Below are 23,863 nucleotides of genomic sequence, written 5' to 3'. Positions count from 1 at the left end.
GTCTCAGCGCACGATGCCACGGCCGGATTCGGCGATGAACTCGGAGAAGAGGCCCACCTCCGGCTCGGCGGCGGCGATCTCGGCGACGCGCTGGCGCGCCTCGTCGAGCGACAGGCCCGAACGGTACAGCGCGCGGTAGGCGCGCTTGATCGCGGCGATGCCGGCGGCCGAGTAGCCACGGCGCTTCAGGCCTTCGCTGTTGATGCCGTGCGGCTTGGCGGGGTTGCCCGCCACGGTCACGAAGGGCGGCAGGTCCTGCAGCAGCACGGTGCCGACGCCGCAGAAGCTGTGTGCGCCGACGCGGCAGAACTGATGCACGCCGGTGAAGCCGCCGAGGATCGCCCAGTCGCCCACATGGACGTGGCCGGCAAGCGTGGCGTTGTTGGCGAAGATGGTGTGGTCGCCGACCTGGCAGTCGTGCGCGACGTGCACGTAGGCCATGATCCAGTTGTCGTTGCCGACGCGGGTGACGTGCGCGTCCTGGCTTGTGCCGACGTTGAACGAGCAGAACTCGCGGATCGTGTTGCGGTCGCCGATCTCGAGCCGGGTGGGCTCGGCGTCGTACTTCTTGTCCTGCGGGCTGGCGCCGATCGAGCAGAACTGGAAGATCTCGTTGTCGCGGCCGATGCGGGTGTGGCCTTCGACCACGACGTGCGGACCGATGCGGGTGCCTTCGCCGATCTCGACATGCTCGCCGATCAGCGAATAGGCGCCGATGCTGACGTTCGCGGCGAGCTTGGCGCCCGGATGGACGATGGCGGTCGGATGGATCATAGGGTCTTGATCGCGCACATCAGTTCGGCTTCGGCGGCGAGCTCGCCATCGACGCTGGCGCGCGCCTTGTACTTGTAGATATTGCGCTTGGCGTGGGTGATCTCGACGTCGAAGATCAGCTGGTCGCCCGGCACCACCGGACGCTTGAAGCGCGCGTTGTCGATGCCGGCGAAATAGACTACCGAATTGTCGTCGGGCTTGACGCCGGTGCTCTTGAACGACAGCAGCGCGGCGGCCTGCGCCATCGCCTCGATGATCAGCACGCCCGGCATCACCGGATGGTGCGGAAAGTGGCCCGGGAAGAAGGGCTCGTTCATGGTCACGTTCTTCAGCCCGCGCGCGCGCACCCCGGGCTCGATCTCCAGCATGCGGTCGACGAGCAGGAAGGGATAGCGGTGCGGCAGGTACTGCAGGATTTCCTTGATGTCCATGATGGCTCAGCCCGGCGTGCGGTCCTCGGGACCGTCGCTCTGTTGTTCGAGTTGACGGACGCGCTTGGCGAGCGCGTCCAGGTGGCGCAGATGGGAGAAGTTCTTCACCCAGTCGCCATGGGTTTGCAGCGGCAGGTTGCCGGTGTAGACGCCCGGCCTGGTGATCGACTTGGCCACCAGCGTCCACGCGGAGACGACCACGTCGTCGGCGATGCTGAGGTGGCCGGAGATGCCGGCCTGGCCCCCGACCATGCAGCGCGCGCCGATCTGCGCACTGCCGGCCACGCCGGCGCAACCGGCCATGATCGTGTGCTCGCCGACGCGCACGTTGTGCGCGATCTGGATCAGGTTGTCGAGCTTCACGCCGTCGCCGATCACCGTGTCGTCCAGCGCGCCGCGGTCGATCGTGGTGTTGGCGCCGATCTCGACGTCGTTGCCGAGGATGACGCGTCCGGTCTGCGGGATCTTGACCCAGGCGCCGGAGCGCTCACGCGCGAAGCCGAAGCCGTCGGCGCCGATCACCACCCCTGAATGCAGGATGCAGTCGGTGCCGATCACGCAGTCGTGATAGACGGTGACGTTCGGGTAAAGCCGGGTGCCGCGTCCGATCCGGGTGCCGCGGCCGACGAAGCAGTTGGCGCCGATCACCACGTCCTCGCCGAGCTCGACGCCCTCTTCCACGCAGGCTCCGGGCCCGATCTCGACGCTGGCGGGGACATCGCAGTCCACCGCGGCCAGACGGTGCACCCCGGGACGCGGTGCGGGCTGCGGGTTGAACAGCTGGCCGACGCGGGCGAAGTAGAGGTAGGGATCGGCGGTGACGATCAGTGCCCGGTCGGCGAGCTGTTCGCGCGCATCGGGACCGACGATCAATGCGCTGGCCGCGCAATCCTTGACCTGCGAGAGGTACTTGCGGTTGGCGAGGAAGGCGAGATCGCCCTCTCCCGCCTTCTCCAGCGTGGCGACGCGGGCGACGGCGACGTTGCCGTCACCGTGGAGCTCCCCGCCGAGGCGATCGACCAGTTCTTGCAGTCGGAACATGCGCGCCCAGGCTTACTTGGCGTCCGACAGCGACTGGATCACCTTCTCGGTGATGTCGATGCGCGGGTTCGCGTAGACCGCTTCCTGGAAGATGATGTCGTAGTTTTCCTGCTCGGCGATCTGCTTGACCGAGCGATTGGCCTTGTCGAGCACCGAGGCGAGTTCCTCGTTGCGGCGCTGGTTGAGGTCCTCGCGGAACTCGCGCTGCTTGCGCTGGAAGTCGCGGTTGAGCTCGTTGAAGGCGCGCTCCTTGTTGCGGCGGTCGCTGTCGCCCATGGTCGGGCCGTTGCGCTCGAGGTCTTCCTGCATGGACTTGAGGTCGCGGGCGAGGCGCTGAAGCTCCTGGTCGCGCTTCTCGAACTCCTTCTCGAGCCGCTGCTGCGCGCGCACGGCGGGCGCCGCCTCGCGCATCACGCGGTCGGAGTTCACGAAGCCGATCTTGGTCTCGGCGATTGCGGCCTGGGACATGCCGAGCAGTGCGGCTGCCAGCAGGGAGAGGGTACTGACTTTCACTTATGCCTCCGGATGAAACTGGGTTGCCGGCGCGTCAGAAGACGCTGCCGAGCTGGAACTGGAATCGCTGGACTTCGTCGTTTTCCTTCTTGTTGAGCGGATGGCCGAAGCTGAACTTGAGCGGGCCGATCGGGGAGCTCCACGAGAACGCGAGGCCGGTACTGTAGCGCAGGTCGTCCAGACGGACATCCTGCTCGACGAACTCGCCGTTCGCCACCAGGGGCTGCTGGTCGTCGCCCCACACGTAGCCGGCATCGAAGAAGGCCGAGATGCGGAAGGAACGGTCCTTGCCCGCCCCCGGCATCGGGAAGTAGAACTCGGCGTTGCCGACCACCTTGCGCGTGCCGCCGGTCGAGGTGATGTCGCCGTCGGTATCGATGAACTTCGGGCCGATGGAACCCTGGTCGTAGCCGCGCACCGAACCGATGCCGCCGACGTAGTAGTTCTTGTAGAACGGCACCTTCTCGCCACCGAAGCCCTTGGCCCAGCCGAAATCGGCATTCAGCATCAGTGCGTAGTCACGACCGATCGGGAACCAGTGCTGGTACTGGTAGCCGAGCTTGCCGTAGCGGAGGTCGGCGACCGGCACGGTGACCTCGCCGTACAGGCGCTGGTAGCTGCCCGAGCGCGGATAGGTGAAGCTGTCACGGCTGTCGCGGGACCAGCCGACCGTGGCCAGCACGCTGCGCACCGTCACCTCGCAGGTGCCGTCGCCAGCCAGAGAGCCGCCATTCTCGTCACAGAAACGCTGATACAGGAAAGGACTGTTCGTATAGGTCGAGATCTCGGTCTGGTCCGCGGTCAGGCCGAAGTTGATCTGGTCGTCCTCGGCGATCGGCCAGCCGAGGCGGATGCCGGCGCCGGTCGACACCGTCTTGTACGGCGACACGCTGTCGAGTTCGTCGGCATCGTAGGTGCGGTGGTACAGGTCCCAGCCCAGGCTGACGCCGTCCACCGTGTAGTACGGGTTCGTGAATGACAGCGCCGCGGTGCGGCTGGACTGGCTGGTGTTCAGCGCCAGGGTCAGCGCATTGCCGCTGCCGAACAGGTTCTGCTGCGCGATCGACGCCGACAGCACGATGTTCTCCGCGCTGGAGAAGCCCGCACCCAGCATCAGGTTGCCGGTGGGGCGTTCCTTGACGGTGAAGTTCACATCGACCTGGTCGGTCGTGCCGGGTACGGCGGGGGTCTCGACGTTGACCTCGTCGAAGAAGCCGAGGCGGTCGATGCGGTTGCGCGAGCGGTTGATCGCCGCGGCGTCGTACCAGCCGCCTTCCATCTGGCGCATCTCGCGGCGCACGACCTCGTCGCGGGTCTTGGTGTTGCCACCGACGTTGATGCGGCGCACGTACACCCGGCGGCCCGGATCGACGAAGACGGTGAAGGCGACCTCGCGCTTCTCCTTGTCGACTTCCGGCGCGGCGTTGACGTTGGCGAAGGCGTAGCCCTCGTTGCCGAGGCGGTCGGTGATCGCCTTGGTGGTCTCGGTCAGCCGTTCGCGCGAGAACACCTCGCCGGGGCGGATCTGCGTCAGCGCCACGTACTCGGATTCGGGCAGCACGAGATCGCCGGTGAAGCGCACGCCGGTCACGGTGTACTGCTCGCCCTCGGTGATGTTGACCGTGATGTAGATGTCCTTCTTGTCGGGCGTGATCGAGACCTGGGTGGAATCGATGTTGAAGTCGAGATAACCCTGGTTCAGGTAGAAGGAACGCAGGGTCTCGAGGTCGGCCGACAGCTTCTGGCGCGAGTACTGGTCGTTCTTGGTGTACCAGGTCAGCCAGCCGGGCGTGGTGAGCTGCATCTGCTCGACCAGGTCTTCGGAGTCGAAAGCCTTGGCGCCGACGATGTTGATCTGGCGGATCTTGGCGACGTCGCCCTCCTCGACCGCGAAGTTGATGCCGACCCGGTTGCGCTCGAGCGGCGTCACGGTGGTGGTCACGGTGGCGGCGTACTTGCCGCGCGACAGGTACTGGCGCTTGAGCTCCTGCTCGGCGCGCTCGAGCAGCGCGCGGTCGAAGATGCGCGATTCGGCCAGGCCGACCTCGCGCAGGCCGGCCTTCAGCGCATCCTTGTCGAACTCCTTGACGCCGACGAAGGTGATGTCGGCGATCGCCGGGCGCTCGTCCACGACGACGACGATCACGTCGCCCTCGGTCTCGATGCGCACGTCGCTGAAGAAACCGGTGGCGAACAGCGCGCGGATCGCATCCGCCGCCTGCTGCTCGCTGAAGGTTTCGCCCACCCGGACCGGCAGATAGTTGAAGACGGTGCCCGCCTCGGTGCGCTGGATGCCTTCGACCCGGATGTCCTTGACGACGAAGGGGTCGAACGCGAATGCCGGCGCAGCGGCAAGGAGGGCCATGATGAGCCCGGGCAGGAGCTTGCGATTCATGCGGGAATTCAGCCGGAAATGAGACGATTGATGTCGTTGTAGAAGGCGAATGCCATCAGCATCACCAGGAGGACGAGACCGATCTGCTGACCGATCTCCATGATGCGCTCCGGAATCGGACCGCCCTTGATGATTTCGACCGTATAGTACAACAAGTGTCCACCATCCAGAACCGGGATGGGGAGCAGGTTCAGGACCCCCAGGCTGATGCTGATCAGGGCCACGAACTTGAGGTAATGGCTCAGTCCGAGCTGTGCCGTCTGGCCCGCATAGTCGGCGATCGTGACCGGTCCGGAGAGGTTCTTCCACGACACCTCGCCGGTGAACATGCGGCCGATCATCTTCAGGCTCAGCACGCTGGTTTCCCAGGTCTGGCGCACCGCCTTCACCAGCCCCTCGACGACGCCGTAGCGCACCTCGCCGAACATCGAGATGCCGCCGGGCGCGGGCTCGGCCACGCCGACGCCGATGCGGCCGATGCGCTCGCCGTTCTCGCTGGCTTCGTCCGGGGTGACCTGGAAAGTCAGGACCGCACCGTCGCGCTCCACCTCGAAGGGCAGGCTGCGACCGGAAGCCTGGCGCACCGCGAGCACGAGGTCGCTCCAGGCCTCGATCTCCAGCCCGTCGATCGCGATCACCTCGTCACCCGACTGCAGGCCTGCGCGGGCCGCCGCGCCCTCCTCCGAGATCTTGCCGATCACCGCGGGAATATGGGGCCGCCAGGGCTTGAGACCGATGCGCGCGATGAGGTCGGCATCACCCTCGTCGATGGCGATGCCGCGCAGATCGAGGCGGCGGAAGGCCTCCACCTCCTCCAGCGTGCGCACCTTCAGCACCAGCTCGCGATTGTCGAGGGCGTGCTGCAGCAGCACCCAGCGCAGATCCTGCCAGCTGCGCACCGGCTCCTCATCGACCGATACCACCAGGTCGCCGTCGCGCACGCCGGCGGCCTGCGCGATCGCGGGCGTGTCGGACAGCGCCAGCCGCGGCCGCAGCTCGTCGGTGCCGGCGACGAACAGGCCCCAGTACAAGGCTATGGCGAGCAGGAAGTTCGCGATCGGCCCGGCGGCGACGATCGCGAAGCGGCGATAGACGCTCTGGCGGTTGAAGCTGCGGTGCAGCTCGGCCGGCGCCACCGGCCCCTCGCGCTCGTCGAGCATCTTGACGTAGCCACCGAGCGGGAAGGCCGCCAGTGCCCATTCGGTACCGTCGCGGCCGGCGCGCCTGACGAGCAATGGCTTGCCGAAACCGATCGAGAAGCGCAGCACCTTGACGCCGCACCAGCGTGCGACGAGGTAATGGCCGAGCTCGTGCACCAGGATCAGCAGGCCGAGCGCGAGCGCGAAGGGAACGAGGTAGTCGAGAAGATTCATCTGCAAACCGGACGTCGGGTGATTTCGGCACGCGCCCATTCGCGCGCGCAGGCGTCGGCGGCGAACACCGCCTCCAGCGAATCGACCGTCTGCGTGCCGCTGCGTTCCAGGCAGGCGGCGATGATGGCGGGAATGTCCAGGAAGCCGATGCGATGCTCGAGGAAGGCTGCGACCGCCTCCTCGTTCGCGGCATTGAGCACCGCCGGCGCGGCCCCGCCGGCACGCAGGGCCTCGAAGGCCAGGCGCAGGCAGGGGAAGCGTTCGAGGTCGGGGCGCTCGAAGTCCAGGCGCGCGATCTCGAACAGATCGAGCGGACGCACGCCGGCCTCGATGCGCTCCGGCCACGCCATCGCATTGGCGATCGGGGTACGCATGTCGGGGTTGCCGAGCTGGGCGATCACAGAGCCGTCGGCGTAGTCCACCATCGAGTGGATCACGCTCTGCGGATGGACGACGACCTCGATGATGTCGGCCGGAGCACCGAACAGCCAGTGCGCCTCGATGACCTCGAGGCCCTTGTTCATCATCGTGGCCGAATCGACCGAGATCTTGCGCCCCATCACCCAGTTCGGATGGGCGCAGGCCTGCTCCGGCGTCACCGCTGCCAGCGCGGCCAGCGGCGCGGTGCGGAACGGACCGCCCGAGGCGGTCAGCAGCACGCGCCGCACCCCGGCCGCGACCGGATCGCGCGCGTAGTCGACGGGCAGCGCCTGGAAGATCGCGTTGTGCTCGCTGTCGATCGGCAGCAGCGTGGCGCCGCCGGCGCGAACGGCGTCCATGAACAGCTGGCCGGACAGCACCAGTGCCTCCTTGTTGGCGAGCAGCACCTTCTTGCCGGCACGGGCAGCGGCCAGCGTCGGGCGCAGGCCGGCCGCGCCGACGATGGCCGCCATGACCATGTCGACCGCTTCGGCGGAAGCGATGTCGTCCAGCGCCGCCTCGCCGCACAGCACCTCGGTGCGGCTGCCGGCGTCACGCAGGCCCGCGGCGAGCTGCGCGGCGGCGGTAGGGTCGCCCAACACCGCGTAACGCGGGGCGAACTGAAGACACTGGCCTAGCAGTTTGTCGTGCTGGCGCTGCGCGCTGAGCGCGAAGACCTCGAAGCGATCGGGATGGCGCGCGACGACGTCGAGCGTGCTCTGCCCGATCGAGCCGGTGGCGCCCAGGACGGTCAGGCGCCGGGGAGCGGAGTGAGCCATTTCGGTGTGTTCCAGGTCGAAAGCCAGCGGCGCTGGCGGGCCTCAGGCAGCCAGCGCGACCGACACCAGCGCCACCAGCGGAAGGGTCGAGGTCAGGCTGTCGATGCGGTCGAGAATGCCGCCGTGGCCGGGAAGGATGTTGCCGCTGTCCTTGAGTCCGGCCTGACGCTTGAGCAGGGACTCGAACAGGTCGCCGATGATGCTGATCGCGGTCCACGCCAGCAGCGCCAGGCCGATCGCGAGCGCCCCGCCCGGTTGCCGTGCGCCGAGCGCGACCAGCACGCCGAAACCGAACAGCAGCACCGCGATGGCGGCACCGACCGCGCCTTCCCAGGTCTTGCCCGGGCTGATGCTCGGCGCCAGCTTGTGACGGCCTAAGGCGCGGCCGGAGAAGTAGGCGGCGATGTCCGCGACCCAGACCACGGCCATGGTGCCGAGCAGCACCCACGGCCCGAGCGCGCGCAGGTGCATCATCGCCAGCGCAGTCGGGATCAGGACGACGAAACCGACCAGCGAAGCCAGCGTCGGGCTGGAGAGCGACCATTTGCGCGCCAGCCAGGCCGGCACGACGAACACCCAGAACAGCCCGCTGACGATGTACAGCGGCATCAGCAGCACGGCGCCCGACAGGCTGCCGTCGCCCAGTCCGGCCATGAAGCCCACCATCAGGCAGGTCACGCCGAACACGATCGCGTTCATCACCCTCAGCGGGCGCTCGAAACGCGCGAGTGCGCCCCACTCCCAGGCCGCCGCGGCGCAGAGCGCCGCGCACAGCAGCATCCAGCCCGCCGCAGGCAGCAGGAAGACGGCGCCGAGCACGCCGGCGAGCAGCAGGATGGCGGTGATGACGCGGTCTTTAAGCATCGCTGCCCTGCCCCGGTGCGGAGTTGAGTTGTTCGCTCGTCCTGCCGAAACGGCGCTCCCGGCCCTGGTAGGACGCGATCGCATCGGCAAGCGCGTCGGCGTCGAAGTCGGGCCACAGCACGTCGGTGAAGAACAGCTCCGTGTAGGCCAGCTGCCAGAGCAGGAAATTGCTGATCCGCTTTTCGCCGCCGGTGCGGATGAAGAGGTCGGGCTCGGGTGCGAAGCTCATCGACAGCTCGCTCGCCAGCTCGTCCTCGCTGAAGCCGTCGCGCCGCTCGGGATGGCGGGCCATCAGGCGCGACATCGCATCGAGGATGTCCCAGCGCCCGCCGTAGTTGGCGGCGACCGTCAGGTTGAAGCGCGTATTGCCGGCAGTGAGCACCTCGGCCTCGCGGATGACCTTGACGAGGTGGGGGTCGAAGCGCGCGAGGTCGCCGATGACGCGGAAGCGGATGCCGTTGTCGTGCAGGCGGGCGACTTCCTTCTGCAGCGACTTGAGGAAGAGCTGCATCAGGAACGAGACCTCGTCCTGCGGCCGGCGCCAGTTCTCGGAGCTGAACGCGAACACGGTCAGGTACTCGACGCCCTGCTCGATGCAGCCGCGGATGACCGAACGCAGGGCCTCGACCCCGCGCGAGTGGCCGGCGACGCGCGGCATCAGGCGCTTGCGCGCCCAGCGCCCGTTGCCGTCCATGATGATGGCGATATGCCGCGGCACCGCCGACACCTCGGGGATCTCCCGGGTGGAGCTCCTGAAACGACGGCCGGTCATGATCTGCCTCCTGTCGAGCCCATTACGGGAACAGCCGATCCGGGCAGGATCAGATCTGCATCAGTTCCTGTTCTTTCTGGGCGAGCAGCTTGTCGATCTCGGCGACGTACCTGTCGGTGAGCTTCTGGATCTCGTCCTCGGCGCGACGCTCGTCGTCCTCGGAGATCGCCTTGTCCTTCACCGCGTCCTTGAGCTGCTGGTTGGCGTCGCGGCGCAGGTTGCGGATCGCGACCTTGGCGGTCTCGCCTTCGTGACGGACGACCTTGGTGAGGTCGCGGCGGCGCTCTTCGGTCAGCGCGGGCATCGGCACGCGCAGCAGCTCGCCCATGTTGGCCGGGTTGAGGCCGAGGTCGCTGTCGCGGATCGCCTTCTCGACCTTGCCGAGCATCGGCTTCTCCCAGGTCTGCACGCCGATCGTGCGGGCGTCGATCAGGGTGATGTTGGCGACTTGGTTCACCGGCACCATCGAGCCGTAGTACTCGACCATCACGTGGTCGAGCAGGCCGGTGTGGGCACGGCCGGTGCGCACCTTGGCGAGGTCGGTCTTCAGAGCCTCGACCGACTTCTGCATCTTCTGTTCGGTGTTCTTCTTGAGTTCGGGGATCATGCGCGCATTCTCCAGGGTTCAGGAATGGACCAGCGTGCCTTCGTCTTCGCCCATCACCACGCGCTTCAGCGCGCCGGGCTTGAAGATCGAGAACACGTTGATCGGCAGCTTCTGGTCGCGGCACAGCGCGAACGCGGTCGAATCCAGCACCGCCAGATTGCGGCCGATGGCCTCGTCGAAGCTGATGCGGTGATAGCGCTGGGCCTGGGGATCCTTCTTCGGATCGGCGGTATACACGCCATCGACCTTGGTCGCCTTGAGCACGATCTGGGCACCGATCTCCGCGCCACGCAGCGCGGCGGCGGTATCGGTGGTGAAGAAGGGGTTGCCGGTGCCGGCGGCGAAGATCACCACCCGCCCCTCTTCCAGATGACGGATCGCCCGCCCGCGGATGTAGGGCTCGACCACCTGGTCGATGCGCAGCGCCGACTGCACCCGCGCCGGCACGTCCATGCGCCGCATCGCGTCGGCCAGCGCCATCGCGTTCATCACGGTGGCGAGCATGCCCATGTAGTCGGCGGTGGCGCGATCCATGCCGGAAGCCGCGCCCTTCATGCCACGGAAGATGTTGCCGCCGCCGATCACCACACCGACCTGGACCCCGAGACGCGTGATCTCGGCGATTTCGGAAACGATGCGGGTGACCACGTCCTCGTTGATGCCGTAGGCGTCGTCACCCATCAGGGCTTCGCCGGAGAGCTTCAGCAGGATGCGCTTGTAGGCGGCGGACATGTCCATCTCCTTACTTCTTGGCGGCAGCGGCGGCCTGCTCGGCGACTTCAGCGGCGAAGTCGGTGACCTTCTTCTCGATGCCTTCGCCGACGATGTACAGCGTGAAGCCGGCCACCGAAGCGCCCTTGGCCTTGAGCAGCTGCTCGATGGTCTGCTTGCCGTCCTCGGCCTTGACGAAGACCTGGGCCAGCAGCGTGACATCCTTCAGGAACTTCTGCACGGTGCCGTCGGCGATCTTTTCCAGCATCGCTTCGGGCTTGTTGTCGGCACGGGCCTTCTCGATCGCGATGCGGCGCTCGGCATCGATCAGATCCTGCGACACGCCCGAGGCGTCCAGCGCCTTCGGCTTGGACGCGGCGATGTGCATCGCGATGTCCTTGCCCAGCTGCTCTTCGCCACCGACCAGGTCCAGCAGCACGCCGATCTTGGCGCCGCCGTGGATGTACGAGAACAGCTTGCCCTTGGCTTCGACGCGGGCGAAGCGGCGGATGCTCATGTTCTCGCCGATCTTGCCCACCAGCGCGGTGCGGGTCGACTCGACGGTGCCTTCGCCCAGCGGCAGCGCCGACAGCGCGGCGACGTCGGCCGGGTTCTTGGCCGAGACCAGGCCGGCGCAGTTCTGCACCAGCGCCAGGAAGTCGTCGTTCTTGGCGACGAAGTCGGTCTCGCAGTTGACCTCGATGATCGAGCCGAGCTTGCCGTCGGCCGAGATGTCGATGCCGACCACGCCTTCGGCGGCGATGCGGGTTGCAGCCTTGGAAGCCTTGTTGCCGAGCTTGACGCGCAGGATCTCTTCGGCCTTGGCCATGTCGCCGGCAGCTTCGGCCAGCGCCTTCTTGCACTCCATCATCGGCGCGTCGGTCTTCTCGCGCAGTTCCTTGACCATGCTCGCGGTGATTTCCGCCATGCTAGCTCCTGAGTATCTTGGTTTAACGTTCAAGGTCGCGGCGCGCAATGCCTCGCGAGAGCGAGCACGGCGCCGGAGAATTCGGGGGTCGCCTGCATTTCACCGCAGCGGCGACCCGGATTGCAAACGGGGCCTCGCGGCCCCGTATGTCATCGATCAGGCCTGTTCCTGCGAGCCTTCCTCGACTTCGACGAATTCGTCGCCGCCGGCATCGACGATTTCCTGCAGCACCTGGCTGCGGCCCTGCAGCACGGCATCGGCCACGCCACGGGCGTACAGGCGGATCGCGCGCGAGGAGTCGTCGTTACCCGGGATGATGTAATCCACGCCTTCGGGCGAGTGGTTGGTATCGACCACGGCCACGACCGGGATACCCAGCTTCTGGGCTTCGGTGATGGCGATCTTGTGGTAGCCGACGTCGATCACGAACAGCGCGTCGGGCAGGCCGCCCATTTCCTTGATGCCCCCGATCGACTTCTGCAGCTTGTCGAGCTCGCGGCGCACGGTCAGGGCCTCACGCTTGGACAGGCGCTCGATCGAGCCGTCTTCCATCATCGCCTCGACTTCCTTCAGGCGCTTGATCGACTGCTTGACGGTCTTGAAGTTGGTCAGCATGCCGCCGAGCCAGCGCTCGTCGACGAAGGGCATGCCGGCGCGCTGGGCTTCCTCGGCGATGATCTCGCGGGCCTGTCGCTTGGTGCTGACGAACAGGATGTTGCCGCGGTTCGCAGCCAGCTTGCGCACGAACTCCATCGCTTCGTTGTACTTCGCCATCGTCTTCTCGAGGTTGACGATGTGGATCTTGTTGCGCTGACCGAAGATGTAGGGGGCCATGCGCGGGTTCCAGAAGCGGGTCTGGTGACCGAAGTGGACGCCGGCTTCCAGCATCTGACGCATCGTGACGGACATGTGTATCACTCCAAACTTGTATAAAGGGTTCAAACCTCCGCCCCGTGGATGCGTGAGCAAACGGCGCCATGCGCCGCTTCGCTCCGCGAATACGCCAGCCGGGACGCGCTCGACGGACCGGATTCGGTGCCGTCGTCGGTGCGCTCCGGATGGACCCTTTGCCACAGGACGTGCGGATTTTGCCTGCCAGTGCAGACAAGCCGGCGATATTAGCACGCGCAGATGACGCGACTCAAGGCATGTTCGGTCCCCGGTTTGCCCGCCGGGGGCCGCTTGCGATAGCCTTGGCGCTTTCCAGCCCCATTTTCGAACAAAGACAGAATGAGCATCGTCATCAAGACTCCCGAGGAGATCGAGCACATGCGCGTGGCCTGCCGGCTCGCCGCCGAGGTCCTCGACTACATCGAGCCCCACGTCAAGCCGGGCGTGACCACCGGCGAGCTCGACCGCCTGTGCCACGACTACATGGTCAATGTGCAGAACACCATTCCGGCGCCGCTCAACTACGCCCCGCCCGGCTACAGCCCCTACCCCAAGTCGATCTGCACCTCGATCAACCATCAGGTCTGCCACGGCGTGCCCGGGGACAAGGCGCTCAAGAAGGGCGACATCGTCAACATCGACATCACGGTGATCAAGGACGGCTTCCACGGCGACACCAGCCGCATGTTCATGGTCGGCGGCGATGCCGCGGCCAGCATCATCGCCCGCCGCCTGACCCAGATCACCTACGAGTGCATGTGGCTGGGCATCGCCGCGGTCAGGCCGGGTGGCCGCCTGGGCGACATCGGCGCCGTCATCCAGAAGCATGCCGAAGGCAACGGCTTTTCCGTGGTGCGGGAGTTCTGCGGCCACGGCATCGGACGCAAGTTCCACGAGGAGCCGCAGGTGCTGCACTACGGCAAGGCCGGCACCGGCCCGGAGCTGAAGCCCGGGATGATCTTCACCATCGAGCCGATGATCAATGCCGGCAAGGCCGCCATCTCGGAACTGCCCGACGGCTGGACCATCGTCACCAAGGACCGCAGCCTGTCCGCGCAATGGGAGCACACGATCGTGGTTACCGAGACCGGGGTCGAGGTGCTGACGCTCTCCGCGAAGGCCCCGGCTCCGCCCGCGATGGTCGCAGACCGGTTCGCCTGACACCGCGCGCCGGACCTCCGCCATGAACGACGCGCTGACCACGTCCCTGCAACCCCTGCTGGCGGACGCCCGCAAGCGCATGATGGCGGGGATGGCGCGCTTGCGCGCCGAGTACGAGGCGCGTCCGCACACGGCAACGGTGCTCAAGGGCCGCGCGACGCTGGTCGACGACGAGATCACGCGGCTGTGGTCGTCCTGCGGCATGCCGGCCGCCGCGGCCGTCGTCGCCGTCGGTGGCTACGGGCGGGGGGAGCTGTTCCCGGCCTCGGACGTCGACCTGCTGATCCTGCTTCCCGAGCGGCCCGACGAGGCCCTGCAGTCGCGGCTGGCCACCCTGGTCGGCGGCCTGTGGGACATCGGGCTCGAGGTCGGCCACGCCGTGCGCACGGTCGACGAGTGCCTCCTGGGCGCCGCGGACGACATCACCGTGCAGACCAACCTGCTCGAGGCGCGGCTGCTGACCGGCAGCGCCGCCCTGTTCGGCGAGCTGGCGAGCCGTTATCGCGACGCGCTGGACGTGCGTGCGTTCTACAAGGCCAAGCTGCTCGAACAGGAGCAGCGCTATGCGCGCTTCAACGATACCCCGTATGCGCTCGAGCCCAACTGCAAGGAAAGCCCCGGCGGCCTGCGCGACCTGCAGATGCTGGGCTGGATCGCGCGCGCAGCCGGGCTCGGGCGAAGCTGGCGGGATCTCGCCCGCCGCCGCCTGATCACCGGCAGCGAAGCGGGCGAACTGCGCAACGTCGAGCGCTTCCTGCAGCACGTGCGCATCCGCCTGCACTACCTGACCGGCCGAGCCGAGGACCGCCTGCTGTTCGATCACCAGGAGAAGATCGCGCGCGTGCTCGACATCGAGCCGACCGCGACGCGCCGGGCATCCGAGGTGCTGATGCAGCGCTACTACGTCACCGCGAAGATGGTGATGCAGCTGAACACCGTGCTGCTGCAGAACTACGGCAGCGTGATCTTTCCCGACCGTGGCGCGGCGATCGTCGTCAATGCGCGCTTCCAGGTGGTGCGCGAGCTGCTCGACATTCGCCACGACGACATCTTCGAGCGTCATCCTGCCGCGATCCTGGAATGCTTCCTGCTGCTGCAGCAGCGCTCCGAGCTCAAGGGCATGACCGCGCGCACCCTGCGCGCGCTGTGGATCAACCGCAACCGGGTGAACGCCGCCTTCCGCGCCCGCCCGGAGCACCGCGAGCTCTTCGTTCAGATCCTGCAGCAGAAGCGCGGCATCGTGCGCGTGTTCCGCAAGATGAACGAGTACGGCATCCTGTCGCGCTACATCCCGGCCTGGCGGCGGATCGTCGGCCAGATGCAGCACGACCTGTTCCACGTCTATACGGTCGACCAGCACATCCTGATGGTGCTGCGCAACGTGCGCCGGTTCACGATGGGCGAGCACGCGCACGAGTACCCGCTGATGACGCGGCTGATCATCGCCTTCGACCGCCACTGGCTGCTGTACGTCGCCGCCCTCTTCCACGACATCGCCAAGGGCCGCGGCGGCGACCACTCCACGCTGGGCATGGTCGATGCACGCGAGTTCTGCACCCAGCACGGGCTCGCGCCCGAGGATGCCGCCCTGGTCGTGTGGCTGGTCGAGCATCACCTGACGATGTCGCGCGTCGCACAGAAGGAGGACACCTCGGACCCCGAGGTCATCCAGCGCTTCGCGCAGGTCGTCGGCGACGAACGCCGGCTGATCGCGCTCTACCTGCTGACCCACGCCGACGTGCGCGGCACCAGCCCCAAGGTGTGGAACGGCTGGAAGGGCAAGCTGCTGGAAGATCTGTTCTTCGCCACCCAGCGCCTGCTGCGCGGTGCGACGCCGCAGGAGGCGCTCGGTCTCGACGACCGCCAGGAGGATGCGCGCCGGCAGTTGCGCTTCCACGGCCTGCGCCCGGGGGTGGAGGACGAGCTCTGGAACTGGCTCGATCCGGTCTACTTCATGCGCCATTCGGCCGAGGAGATCGCCTGGCACACCCGCGTGCTCTACTACCGTCCCACCACCGATGAGCCGGTGGTCAAGGCGCGGGTGGCGGACGACGCCGACGGGGTGCAGGTCATGGTATTCACGCGTGACCAGAAGGACCTGTTCGTGCGTCTGACCGGCTTCTTCGGCCGCATGGGCTTCACCATCCTCGACGCCAAGGTGCACACCACCCGCCACGGTTACGCGCTCGACAGCTTCATGCTGCAGGATCCCGGGCAGCAGGCGGTCTACCGCGACATCGTCACGTTGATCGAGCACGAGCTGTGCGCGCGCCTGCAGCAGGCCGGGGCGCCCGAGCGCCCGGCACGCGGCCGCATGTCACGCCAGGTGAAGCATTTTCCGATCAGTCCCGAGGTCAGCATCCGCCCCGACGAGGCAGGGCGCCACCACGTGCTGTCGCTCACTGCGGCGGATCGTCCCGGCCTGCTGTTCGATGTCGCGTCGGTGCTCGCCGACCACGGCATCCGCCTCCACACCGCGAAGATCGCCACCCTGGGCGAACGCGTGGAGGACACCTTCCTGCTCACCGGCCAGGTGCTGAGCCAGGATGCACAGGTGCTGAAGATCGAGCGCGAGCTGCTCGATCGGCTGCAGGTCTAGCGACTGCGGAAAGCGCTCCTGCCTCTGCCGCCGCCCTGGCGAGCGTCAGTGCCCCTTGCCGGCGAGGCGGTCCATGGCGGCGTAAAGCAGGCCGGAAAACAGGAAGGTCACATGGATGCCGACCATCCAGCCGAGCTGGCGGTCGCTCAGGTTGTGCGCGTTCATGAAAGCCTTCAGCAGCTCGATCCCGGAGATCGCCACGATCGAGCCGATCAGCTTGAGCTTGAGATCGGAGAAGCCGATGTGGCCCATCCATTCCGGGCGATCCTGATGCGCGTGCAGGTCCTCCATCTTGGAGACGAAGTTCTCGTAGCCGCTGAACATGATGATGATCAGCAGGTTCATGATCAGCGCCACGTCCACCAGCGAGAGCACGCCGATGATCAACTCGCCGCCCGAGGCCGACCAGATGCCGGCGAACAGGCCCACGAGCTCCTTGGCGAACTTCACCAGCAGCAGAACCATCGCCAGCACCAGGCCGAAATAGACCGGCGCCATCAGCCAGCGGCTGGTGAACAGCACGTGTTCGAAAGCGGATTCCAGACGTTTCATCGTTTCCAGCCTCAAACCTGACAAAGACACTCGAGCACGTTGCGCACCCGCACCATGGATTCCTGCAGCACCACCTCGATGTCTTCGAAGTGGATGCCGTGCTCGCTCGAGGAGCGCCCGGCGGCGTAATTGACCACCACACCGATCGCCGCGTAGGGCAGTTCGAGCTCGCGGGCGAGCGCCGCCTCCGGCATCCCGGTCATGCCGACGATGTCGGCGCCGTCGCGTTCGAGGCGGTCGATCTCCGCCGCCGTCTCCAGCCGCGGCCCCTGGGTGCTGGCATAGACGCCGCCATCGACCGCGCTGTCGCCGGCCGCACGGATCGCCGCCAGCAGGCGGCTACGCAGGGTCTCGTCGTACGGATGCGTGAAATCGATGTGGCGAACCGGTGTGTCGCCGCCGTCGAAGAAGGTGCTCTTGCGGCCCCAGGTGTAGTCGATGATCTGGTCGGGCACGATCAGCGTGCCGGGGGCGAGATCGGCGCGGATGCCGCCGACCGAGGCCACCGAGACGATGCCGGAGACCTTCGCCTCCTTCAGCGCCCAGATGTTGGCGCGGTAATTGACCAGGTGCGGCGGGATCGTGTGGCCGTAGCCGTGGCGCGCGAGAAAGACCACCGGCTCGTTGCACATCCGGCCGAAGGCCAGGGCGCCGGACGGCTCGCCGTAAGGCGTGCGCGCAACCTCGCGGCGCTCGATCTCCATGTTCGACAACTGGGTGAGTCCGCTGCCGCCGATGATCGCTAGCATTCCTGAACCTCTTCACGCTGGGCGGGCGATTCTAGCATGCACCCCGGAGTCGCCGAGAATTCCATGTTGCGCTGCCGCAGCCCGTGATAGAATCCCCGACCTTTCAAAGACTTCGCCTGCCCTCCTCCATGTCCCGCGCCATTCGCAACATCGCCATCATCGCCCACGTCGATCATGGCAAGACCACCCTCGTCGACCAGCTTCTGCGCCAGTCCGGCACCTTCCGCGAAAACCAGCAGGTCGCCGAGCGCGTCATGGACTCCGGCGACATCGAGAAGGAACGCGGCATCACCATCCTCGCCAAGAACTGCGCGATCCAGTACGGCGAGACCCACATCAACATCGTCGACACCCCGGGCCACGCCGACTTCGGCGGCGAGGTCGAGCGCGTGCTGTCGATGGTCGACAGCGTGCTGCTGCTGGTCGACGCCCAGGAAGGCCCGATGCCGCAGACCCGCTTCGTGACCCGCAAGGCGCTCGCCCTGGGCCTGAAGCCGATCGTCGTCATCAACAAGATCGACCGTCCCGGCGCGCGTCCGGACTGGGTGATCAACCACACCTTCGACCTCTTCGACAAGCTCGGCGCCACCGACGAGCAGCTCGACTTCCCGGTCATCTACGCCTCGGGCCTCAACGGCTTCGCGGTCGAGAACCTGGACGACGAGCGCAAGGACATGCGCCCGCTGTTCGAGGCCATCCTCAAGTACGTGCCAGCGCCCGAAGTCGACGCCGACGGCCCGCTGCAACTGCAGGTGTGCTCGCTCGACTACTCGACCTACATGGGTCAGCTCGGCATCGGCCGCATCAAGCGCGGCCGCATCCGTCCGAACCAGGAGCTGGTCGTCATGTACGGCGAGGAGAACCGCGGCAAGGGCAAGGTCAGCCAGATCCTGACCTTCGAGGGCCTGGAGCGCAAACCGTCGGAATCCGCCGAGGCGGGAGACATCGTGCTGGTCGCGGGCATCCAGCAGGTCAATATCGGCGTCACCCTGTGTGATCCGGACTGCCTCGAAGGCATGAAGCCGATCGCGGTCGACGAGCCGACGCTGACCATGAACTTCATGGTCAACACCTCGCCGCTGGCCGGTCGCGAAGGCAAGTACGTCACCAGCCGCCAGATCCGCGAGCGCCTGGAAAAGGAACTGCTGAAGAACGTCGCCCTGCGCGTCAACTACACGCAGGACTCGGACGTGTTCGAGGTCTCGGGTCGTGGCGAACTGCACCTCACCATCCTGCTCGAGAACATGCGCCGTGAAGGCTACGAGCTGGCGGTTGGACGCCCGCGCGTGGTGTACAAGGAAATCGACGGCGTGAAGTGCGAGCCGTACGAGATGCTGACCGTCGACGTCGAGGAAGACCACCAGGGCAGCGTGATGGAAGAGCTCGGCCGTCGCCGCGGCGAACTGCAGGACATGCAGCCGGACGGCAAGGGGCGCGTGCGCCTCGAATACCGCATCCCGGCCCGTGGCCTGATCGGCTTCCAGGGCGAGTTCCTCACCATGACGCGTGGCACCGGCCTCGCCAGCCACGTCTTCGACGACTACGGCCCGATGGCCGGTGCGATGGCCGAACGCCGCAACGGCGTGCTGATCTCGCAGAACGACGGTGACGCGGTGGCCTATGCGCTGTGGAACCTGCAGGACCGCGGCCGCATGTTCGTGAGCCCGGGCGACGCACTGTACGAAGGCATGATCATCGGCATCCACACACGCGACAACGACCTCGTCGTAAACCCGATCAAGGGCAAGCAGCTGACCAACGTGCGCGCTTCGGGTACCGATGAAGCCGTGCGCCTGATCACCCCGATCCAGCTCACCCTGGAGTCCGCGATCGAGTTCATCGCCGACGACGAGCTGGTCGAGATCACGCCGAAGAGCATCCGCCTGCGCAAGCGCCACCTCAAGGAAACCGACCGCAAGCGCGCGGCGAAGGCTGCCGAAGCCTGATCACCGGCGAACGGTGCAGTGCCGTCCGGGCCTGCACCGACGCCGAAAATGCCGAGGCCCCGCCGGGATCGTCCCGCCGGGGCCTCGTTCTTGCCGGGCGCGGCGCATGCCCGGCCCTTGCCGCGCGACCTTCTTCCGCCTGATGGCGTCGAAGGCCGCTCGAAGCGTATGTTTATTTCTTCTTGCCGCCGCTCGCTTCGCCGCCGAAACGGCCGTGCAGATACTGCGCGAACTCGGGCCCGGTCTCGGGGTGGCGCAGGCCGAACTCGATCGTCGCCTTCAGGTAGCCGAGCTTGGAGCCGCAGTCGTAGCGCACGCCGTCGAACTGGTAGGCCAGCACCGCCTCTTCCTTCAGCAGTGAGGCGATCGCGTCGGTGAGCTGGTATTCGCCGCCGGCGCCCGGCTTGAGCGCGCGGATGTGGTCGAAGATGCGCGGGGTCAGGATGTAGCGGCCGACCACGGCCTGCGTCGTCGGGGCTTCCTCGGGCTTCGGCTTCTCGACGATGCCGGTCATGCGCTGCACCTGGCCCTTGTCGGTCTCCGTGCTGACGATGCCGTAGCTGCGGGTTTCCTCGCGCGGCACGTTCATGGTGCCGAGCACCGAGCAGCGGTGGTAGTTGTACACGTCCACCATCTGCTTCAGCACCGGCGTGCCGTCCTTGTTGTCGAGCAGGTCGTCGGCGAGGATCACCGCGAAGGCCTCGTCGCTGACGACGTGGCTCGCGCAACGCACCGCATGGCCGAGGCCGAGCGCCTCCGACTGGCGGATGTAGATGCAGTTGACGCCCTTGGGCACCGTCTGGCGCACGATCTCGAGCAGCTGCTTCTTGCCGCGCGCCTCGAGCTCGGTCTCGAGCTCGTAGGCCTTGTCGAAGTGGTCCTCGATCGAGCGCTTGGTACGGCCGGTGATGAAGATCATGTCGGTGATGCCGGCGGCGACCGCCTCCTCGACCGCGTACTGGATCAAGGGCTTGTCGACGATCGGGAGCATTTCCTTCGGGCTCGCCTTGGTGGCGGGCAGGAAGCGCGTGCCCATGCCGGCAACCGGGAAAATCGCCTTGGTGACTTTCTTCATTTTTATTGCTCTCCCATGAATAGAGGGTGTTGCGACGCAGCAGCGGGGGCGATCATGCGCCGATCGGCGCCCGGCCGCATCAGCCGTTTGTATCCGTTTCGTTCAGCAGTGCGCGCAGCCCGTCCTCGTCGAGGATGCTCACGCCGAGCGCCTGCGCCTTGTCGAGCTTGGAGCCGGCCTCGGCGCCGGCCACCACGTAGTGCGTCTTCTTCGACACCGAGCCGGCGACCTTGCCGCCCCTGGCCTCGATCATGGCCTTGGCCTCGTCGCGGGTGAGCGTCGGCAGGGTGCCGGTGAGCACGAAGGTCTTGCCGGCGAGCGCGCCGGCGACCGTACCCTGCGGCTCGCCCTCGGTCCAATGCACGCCGGCCGCGCGCAGTTGCTCGATCACCTCGCGATTGTGCGGCTCGGCGAAGAACTCGGCGATGGATTTCGCCACGATCGGGCCGACGTCGGGGACCTGCTGCAGCGCGTCGACACCGGCCGCCAGCAGCGCATCCAGATTGCCGAAGTGGCGCGCCAGGTCACGGGCGGTCGCCTCGCCGACGTTGCGGATGCCGAGCGCGAAGATGAACCGCGCCAGCGTCGTGCTGCGGCTGCTCTCGATCGCAGCCAGCAGCTTGTGCGCCGACTTCTCGCCCATGCGCTCGAGGTTCGCCAGCGCGAGCACGCCGAGGCGGTAGAGGTCGACCGGCGTCTTGACTATCGCCGCGTCGACGAGCTGGTCCACCAGCTTGTCGCCCAGGCCCTCGATGTCCATCGCGCGCCGGCCGGCGAAGTGCAGCAGCGCCTGCTTGCGCTGCGCCGGACAGAACAGCCCGCCGGTGCAGCGCGCGACCGCCTCGTCCTCGCCGCGCACGACGTGCGAGCCGCACACCGGGCAGGTGGGAAACCTGTCCAGCAGCACGAAGCGCGGCAGCTCGCCGCTGCGGCGTTCGACAACTGGCGCCACCACCTCGGGGATCACGTCGCCGGCGCGGCGCACGATCACCCAGTCGCCGATGCGCACGTCCTTGCGGTCGATCTCGTCCTGGTTGTGGAGCGTGGCGTTGGTGACCGTGACCCCGCCGACGAAGACCGGCTCCAGACGGGCGACCGGGGTCAGCGCGCCGGTGCGGCCGACCTGGACCTCGATGTCGCGCAGCATCGTCAGCGCCTCCTGCGCCGGATACTTGTGCGCCACCGCCCAGCGCGGCTCGCGGGTGACGAAGCCCATGCGCTGCTGCAGCGCGAGCGAATTGACCTTGTACACCACGCCGTCGATGTCGAAGGGCAGCGTGTCGCGCAGCGCGCCGATGCGGGCGTGGAAATCGGCCAGGCCCTGTGCGCCCTGCACCACCGCACGGTGCGCGCACACGGGCAGCCCGAACGCGGCGATGGCGTCGAGCACTTCGCCATGGGTCGCGGGCGGCGTCCACTCGCCGGTGTCGCCGAGCCCATAGGCGAAGAAGGAAAGCGGCCGGCGCGCGGCGATGCCGGGGTCGAGCTGGCGGACGCTGCCTGCAGCGGCGTTGCGCGGATTGACGAAGGTCTTGTCGCCAGCCTCGGCCTGACGGACATTCAGGCGCTCGAAGTCGTCGCGGCGCATATACACCTCGCCGCGGATCTCGATCACCGGCGGCGCCTCGCCGCGCAGGCGCAGCGGGATGACCTTGACCGTGCGTACGTTGCCGGTGACGTCCTCGCCGGTCTCGCCGTCGCCACGGGTCGCGGCCTGCACCAGCACGCCGTCCTCGTAGCGCAGGCTGATCGCCAGGCCGTCGAACTTGAGTTCGGCGGCGTATTCGACCGGCGGGTCCTCGTCCTTGAGGCCGAGCTCGCGGCGCACGCGCGCATCGAAGGCGAGCGCCCCGCTCGCCTCGGTGTCGGTCTCGGTGCGGATGGAGAGCATCGGGATGCGATGGCGCACCGCCGGGAACTGCGCGAGCGGCTTGCCGCCTACGCGCTGGGTCGGCGAGTCGGGTGTGCGCAGCGCGGGATGTTCGGACTCGAGTGCCTGCAGCTCGCGGAACAGGCGGTCGTACTCGGCATCCGGGATCGTCGGCGCGTCGAGCACGTAGTAGGCATGGTCATGGCGCGCGATCTCCGCCCGCAGCGCGGCCGCGCGCACTTCGGGCGCACCCGCCCCTGCGGCCGATTCGGGTGAATCGCCCCCGATCGAATCGAACAGATCCATTCCTTAGAGCGCGAACAGGCGTTGTGCGAGCGGGCCGCCGGCCGGGATCCCGGCTTCGTCCATGCGGGCCTGGAACTGCTCGATCTGGCCGCGGATGATGGCCGCGGCCTCGGCGCCGAAGGGCGCGCGGTTGTCGTCGACCACGTCGCCACCGAGTTCGCCGGCGAGCTCGCCGGCGGTGTGCATCATGCGCTCGAACGCGGCGCCGCCGCCCGCCACCCGGGGGACGTCGATCACCAGGGTCAGGCCGCGGCTGACCATGCCATCGAGGTTGTCGGGGGCGAAGGCACCCGCCTCCAGGTTGGCGAGCGAGAACAGGCTGGCCTCGCCCTCGACTGCATGGAAGGCGCCGTCGTGGCCCAGGCGCAGGCCCAGGCGTTCGGCGGCGCGCCGGATCGAACGCCCGTCGAAATGCCCATCGCGGGCAAGCACGTTCACCCCGATCTGCACATCGACGTCCGCGCAGAAACGGTCGAGCTCGGTCGCCCGGTGCAGGGTCTCCGCGCGCAGCGGCAGCCCGGGCGGCAGCGCCATCACCGCATCGGCGACACGCTGGACGCCGCCGGTGAAGCGCATGAAGTCGGTCTCGCCGATCGAGCCCTGCCGATTGACCAGCTGCAGCGCGGCGCAGAACCAGTGGCAGGCGCCGGTGCTCTCCGGGCCGAGCGGCATCCAGACGTTGTCCGCGTCATTGAAGCCGAACCAGCGCACCGGCTTGGTGAGGCCGGCGAGCTGCTCGGCCTGCATCAACCACACGGTGCCCACGTCGAGGGCCTCGATCGCCTCGAAGCGGATCGCGCAGTCGGCACGGGCGTCGAGCAGGCGGGGCAGTTCGGGCGCGGTACGGCTCACCGGCGCCTCGTTGAAGCGGCGGGACTCTTCCTCTTCACCGCCGAATCCGGGCTCGCGGCGCTCGGACGACTCGGGGTCGGCACGCGGTTCGAGCAGCACGTCGCGGTGCTCCGAGCGGAAGGCCCGCTCGGCGTCGCGCCGATGCTTGCGCTCCTGCCATTTGTTGTAGCCGACGACCAGCACCACGGCCGCCAGGCCCGCACCGATCAACGCGATCTGAAGTTCGCTGTCCATTTCGTTTCCCGAATTCCTGC

At 67.3% G+C, this 23,863-nt stretch carries 21 protein-coding genes; 3 read left to right on the top strand and 18 right to left on the bottom strand.

All coding sequences use genetic code 11. The features are described 5' to 3' along the window. Positions 1–3: 3 nt before the first annotated feature. The 13 genes from lpxA to rpsB form a co-directional block, all read right to left on the bottom strand. Positions 4–774: an acyl-ACP--UDP-N-acetylglucosamine O-acyltransferase gene (gene lpxA, locus CKCBHOJB_RS10220; RefSeq protein WP_281048576.1), complete on the bottom strand. Its 771-nt coding sequence runs from the start codon at positions 772–774 to the stop codon at positions 4–6. Beyond that, complete coding sequence (fabZ, locus tag CKCBHOJB_RS10215; protein ID WP_346765770.1) at positions 771–1,208, bottom strand: 3-hydroxyacyl-ACP dehydratase FabZ; 438 nt, start codon at positions 1,206–1,208, stop codon at positions 771–773. The genes lpxA and fabZ overlap by 4 nt, the downstream gene beginning before the upstream one ends. A 3-nt stretch (positions 1,209–1,211) precedes the next feature. Continuing rightward, entirely contained in the window at positions 1,212–2,246 is a 1,035-nt protein-coding gene (gene lpxD, locus CKCBHOJB_RS10210; RefSeq protein ID WP_281048575.1) for a UDP-3-O-(3-hydroxymyristoyl)glucosamine N-acyltransferase, read from the bottom strand. Positions 2,247–2,258: 12 nt separating this feature from the next. Further along, complete coding sequence (locus tag CKCBHOJB_RS10205) at positions 2,259–2,759, bottom strand: OmpH family outer membrane protein (protein ID WP_281048574.1); 501 nt, start codon at positions 2,757–2,759, stop codon at positions 2,259–2,261. A gap of 34 nt (positions 2,760–2,793) precedes the next feature. Next, a complete protein-coding gene (bamA, locus tag CKCBHOJB_RS10200) occupies positions 2,794–5,154 on the bottom strand; it encodes an outer membrane protein assembly factor BamA (protein WP_281048573.1) in 2,361 nt (786 codons plus the stop codon). Positions 5,155–5,162: 8 nt separating this feature from the next. Continuing rightward, a complete protein-coding gene (gene rseP / locus CKCBHOJB_RS10195) occupies positions 5,163–6,527 on the bottom strand; it encodes an RIP metalloprotease RseP (protein ID WP_281048572.1) in 1,365 nt (454 codons plus the stop codon). After that, positions 6,524–7,726, bottom strand: a complete 1,203-nt coding sequence (gene ispC, locus CKCBHOJB_RS10190) for a 1-deoxy-D-xylulose-5-phosphate reductoisomerase (RefSeq protein WP_281048571.1) — start codon at positions 7,724–7,726, stop codon at positions 6,524–6,526. Before ispC ends, rseP begins: the two co-directional genes overlap by 4 nt. A gap of 42 nt (positions 7,727–7,768) precedes the next feature. Further along, entirely contained in the window at positions 7,769–8,590 is an 822-nt protein-coding gene (locus CKCBHOJB_RS10185; RefSeq protein WP_281048570.1) for a phosphatidate cytidylyltransferase, read from the bottom strand. Continuing rightward, on the bottom strand, positions 8,583–9,362 hold the full coding sequence (gene uppS, locus CKCBHOJB_RS10180) for a polyprenyl diphosphate synthase (RefSeq protein ID WP_281048569.1): 780 nt from the start codon (positions 9,360–9,362) through the stop codon (positions 8,583–8,585). Before uppS ends, CKCBHOJB_RS10185 begins: the two co-directional genes overlap by 8 nt. Before the next feature lie 49 nt (positions 9,363–9,411). After that, positions 9,412–9,969 (bottom strand): ribosome recycling factor, encoded by a 558-nt coding sequence (frr, locus tag CKCBHOJB_RS10175; RefSeq protein ID WP_281048568.1) that lies wholly within the window; start codon positions 9,967–9,969, stop codon positions 9,412–9,414. Positions 9,970–9,987: 18 nt separating this feature from the next. Continuing rightward, positions 9,988–10,701, bottom strand: a complete 714-nt coding sequence (gene pyrH, locus CKCBHOJB_RS10170; RefSeq protein WP_281048567.1) for a UMP kinase — start codon at positions 10,699–10,701, stop codon at positions 9,988–9,990. Positions 10,702–10,711: 10 nt separating this feature from the next. After that, on the bottom strand, positions 10,712–11,608 hold the full coding sequence (gene tsf / locus CKCBHOJB_RS10165) for a translation elongation factor Ts (protein WP_281048566.1): 897 nt from the start codon (positions 11,606–11,608) through the stop codon (positions 10,712–10,714). Between the two features lie 156 nt (positions 11,609–11,764). Beyond that, positions 11,765–12,517 carry a 30S ribosomal protein S2 gene (rpsB, locus tag CKCBHOJB_RS10160; RefSeq protein ID WP_281048565.1) on the bottom strand — a complete coding sequence of 251 codons (753 nt, stop codon included), beginning with the start codon at positions 12,515–12,517 and terminating at the stop codon, positions 11,765–11,767. 321 nt (positions 12,518–12,838) lie between these two features. Here rpsB and map point away from each other — a divergent pair, with 321 nt between their 5' ends. Beyond that, a complete protein-coding gene (gene map, locus CKCBHOJB_RS10155) occupies positions 12,839–13,660 on the top strand; it encodes a type I methionyl aminopeptidase (protein ID WP_281048564.1) in 822 nt (273 codons plus the stop codon). Positions 13,661–13,682: 22 nt separating this feature from the next. Further along, positions 13,683–16,259, top strand: a complete 2,577-nt coding sequence (locus tag CKCBHOJB_RS10150; protein ID WP_281048563.1) for a [protein-PII] uridylyltransferase — start codon at positions 13,683–13,685, stop codon at positions 16,257–16,259. Positions 16,260–16,304: 45 nt separating this feature from the next. On the opposite strand, the gene CKCBHOJB_RS10145 is transcribed toward CKCBHOJB_RS10150, so the two are convergent. Together CKCBHOJB_RS10145 and CKCBHOJB_RS10140 are read right to left on the bottom strand one after the other, a co-directional pair. After that, on the bottom strand, positions 16,305–16,811 hold the full coding sequence (locus CKCBHOJB_RS10145; protein WP_281048562.1) for a TIGR00645 family protein: 507 nt from the start codon (positions 16,809–16,811) through the stop codon (positions 16,305–16,307). 11 nt (positions 16,812–16,822) lie between these two features. Then, positions 16,823–17,560: an S-methyl-5'-thioinosine phosphorylase gene (locus CKCBHOJB_RS10140; RefSeq protein ID WP_281048561.1), complete on the bottom strand. Its 738-nt coding sequence runs from the start codon at positions 17,558–17,560 to the stop codon at positions 16,823–16,825. A gap of 128 nt (positions 17,561–17,688) precedes the next feature. On the opposite strand from CKCBHOJB_RS10140, the gene typA reads away from it, so the two are divergent. Continuing rightward, positions 17,689–19,506, top strand: coding sequence for a translational GTPase TypA (gene typA, locus CKCBHOJB_RS10135; protein ID WP_281048560.1), 1,818 nt, complete (start codon positions 17,689–17,691; stop codon positions 19,504–19,506). A 172-nt stretch (positions 19,507–19,678) separates the two neighbouring features. On the opposite strand, the gene galU is transcribed toward typA, so the two are convergent. The 3 genes from galU to CKCBHOJB_RS10120 all read right to left on the bottom strand — a co-directional run bounded on the left by galU (position 19,679) and on the right by CKCBHOJB_RS10120 (position 23,843). Further along, entirely contained in the window at positions 19,679–20,581 is a 903-nt protein-coding gene (gene galU, locus CKCBHOJB_RS10130; RefSeq protein ID WP_281048559.1) for a UTP--glucose-1-phosphate uridylyltransferase GalU, read from the bottom strand. 79 nt (positions 20,582–20,660) lie between these two features. Then, positions 20,661–22,757, bottom strand: coding sequence for an NAD-dependent DNA ligase LigA (gene ligA / locus CKCBHOJB_RS10125; RefSeq protein WP_281048558.1), 2,097 nt, complete (start codon positions 22,755–22,757; stop codon positions 20,661–20,663). 3 nt (positions 22,758–22,760) lie between these two features. Continuing rightward, positions 22,761–23,843: a cell division protein ZipA C-terminal FtsZ-binding domain-containing protein gene (locus CKCBHOJB_RS10120; RefSeq protein WP_281048557.1), complete on the bottom strand. Its 1,083-nt coding sequence runs from the start codon at positions 23,841–23,843 to the stop codon at positions 22,761–22,763. Positions 23,844–23,863: the final 20 nt, after the last annotated feature.

The sequence above is a fragment of the Thauera sp. GDN1 genome (assembly GCF_029223545.1).
GTDB lineage: Bacteria > Pseudomonadota > Gammaproteobacteria > Burkholderiales > Rhodocyclaceae > Thauera.
Note: the sequence above shows the minus strand (reverse complement) of the source record. Positions and strands in the feature narration are given on the sequence as shown.

Excerpts from the sequence above, each read along its gene's own strand:
- CKCBHOJB_RS10140 (WP_281048561.1), bottom strand. The coding sequence starts at position 17,560 with ATGCTAGCGATCATCGGCGGCAGCGGACTCACCCAGTTGTCGAACATG.
- ligA (WP_281048558.1), bottom strand. The coding sequence starts at position 22,757 with ATGGATCTGTTCGATTCGATCGGGGGCGATTCACCCGAATCGGCCGCA.
- CKCBHOJB_RS10145 (WP_281048562.1), bottom strand. The coding sequence starts at position 16,811 with ATGAAACGTCTGGAATCCGCTTTCGAACACGTGCTGTTCACCAGCCGC.
- bamA (WP_281048573.1), bottom strand. The coding sequence starts at position 5,154 with ATGAATCGCAAGCTCCTGCCCGGGCTCATCATGGCCCTCCTTGCCGCT.
- uppS (WP_281048569.1), bottom strand. The coding sequence starts at position 9,362 with ATGACCGGCCGTCGTTTCAGGAGCTCCACCCGGGAGATCCCCGAGGTG.
- ispC (WP_281048571.1), bottom strand. The coding sequence starts at position 7,726 with ATGGCTCACTCCGCTCCCCGGCGCCTGACCGTCCTGGGCGCCACCGGC.
- CKCBHOJB_RS10185 (WP_281048570.1), bottom strand. The coding sequence starts at position 8,590 with ATGCTTAAAGACCGCGTCATCACCGCCATCCTGCTGCTCGCCGGCGTG.
- map (WP_281048564.1), top strand. The coding sequence starts at position 12,839 with ATGAGCATCGTCATCAAGACTCCCGAGGAGATCGAGCACATGCGCGTG.
- lpxA (WP_281048576.1), bottom strand. The coding sequence starts at position 774 with ATGATCCATCCGACCGCCATCGTCCATCCGGGCGCCAAGCTCGCCGCG.
- tsf (WP_281048566.1), bottom strand. The coding sequence starts at position 11,608 with ATGGCGGAAATCACCGCGAGCATGGTCAAGGAACTGCGCGAGAAGACC.
- rpsB (WP_281048565.1), bottom strand. The coding sequence starts at position 12,517 with ATGTCCGTCACGATGCGTCAGATGCTGGAAGCCGGCGTCCACTTCGGT.
- galU (WP_281048559.1), bottom strand. The coding sequence starts at position 20,581 with ATGAAGAAAGTCACCAAGGCGATTTTCCCGGTTGCCGGCATGGGCACG.
- frr (WP_281048568.1), bottom strand. The coding sequence starts at position 9,969 with ATGATCCCCGAACTCAAGAAGAACACCGAACAGAAGATGCAGAAGTCG.
- CKCBHOJB_RS10120 (WP_281048557.1), bottom strand. The coding sequence starts at position 23,843 with ATGGACAGCGAACTTCAGATCGCGTTGATCGGTGCGGGCCTGGCGGCC.
- rseP (WP_281048572.1), bottom strand. The coding sequence starts at position 6,527 with ATGAATCTTCTCGACTACCTCGTTCCCTTCGCGCTCGCGCTCGGCCTG.
- typA (WP_281048560.1), top strand. The coding sequence starts at position 17,689 with ATGTCCCGCGCCATTCGCAACATCGCCATCATCGCCCACGTCGATCAT.
- lpxD (WP_281048575.1), bottom strand. The coding sequence starts at position 2,246 with ATGTTCCGACTGCAAGAACTGGTCGATCGCCTCGGCGGGGAGCTCCAC.
- pyrH (WP_281048567.1), bottom strand. The coding sequence starts at position 10,701 with ATGTCCGCCGCCTACAAGCGCATCCTGCTGAAGCTCTCCGGCGAAGCC.
- CKCBHOJB_RS10150 (WP_281048563.1), top strand. The coding sequence starts at position 13,683 with ATGAACGACGCGCTGACCACGTCCCTGCAACCCCTGCTGGCGGACGCC.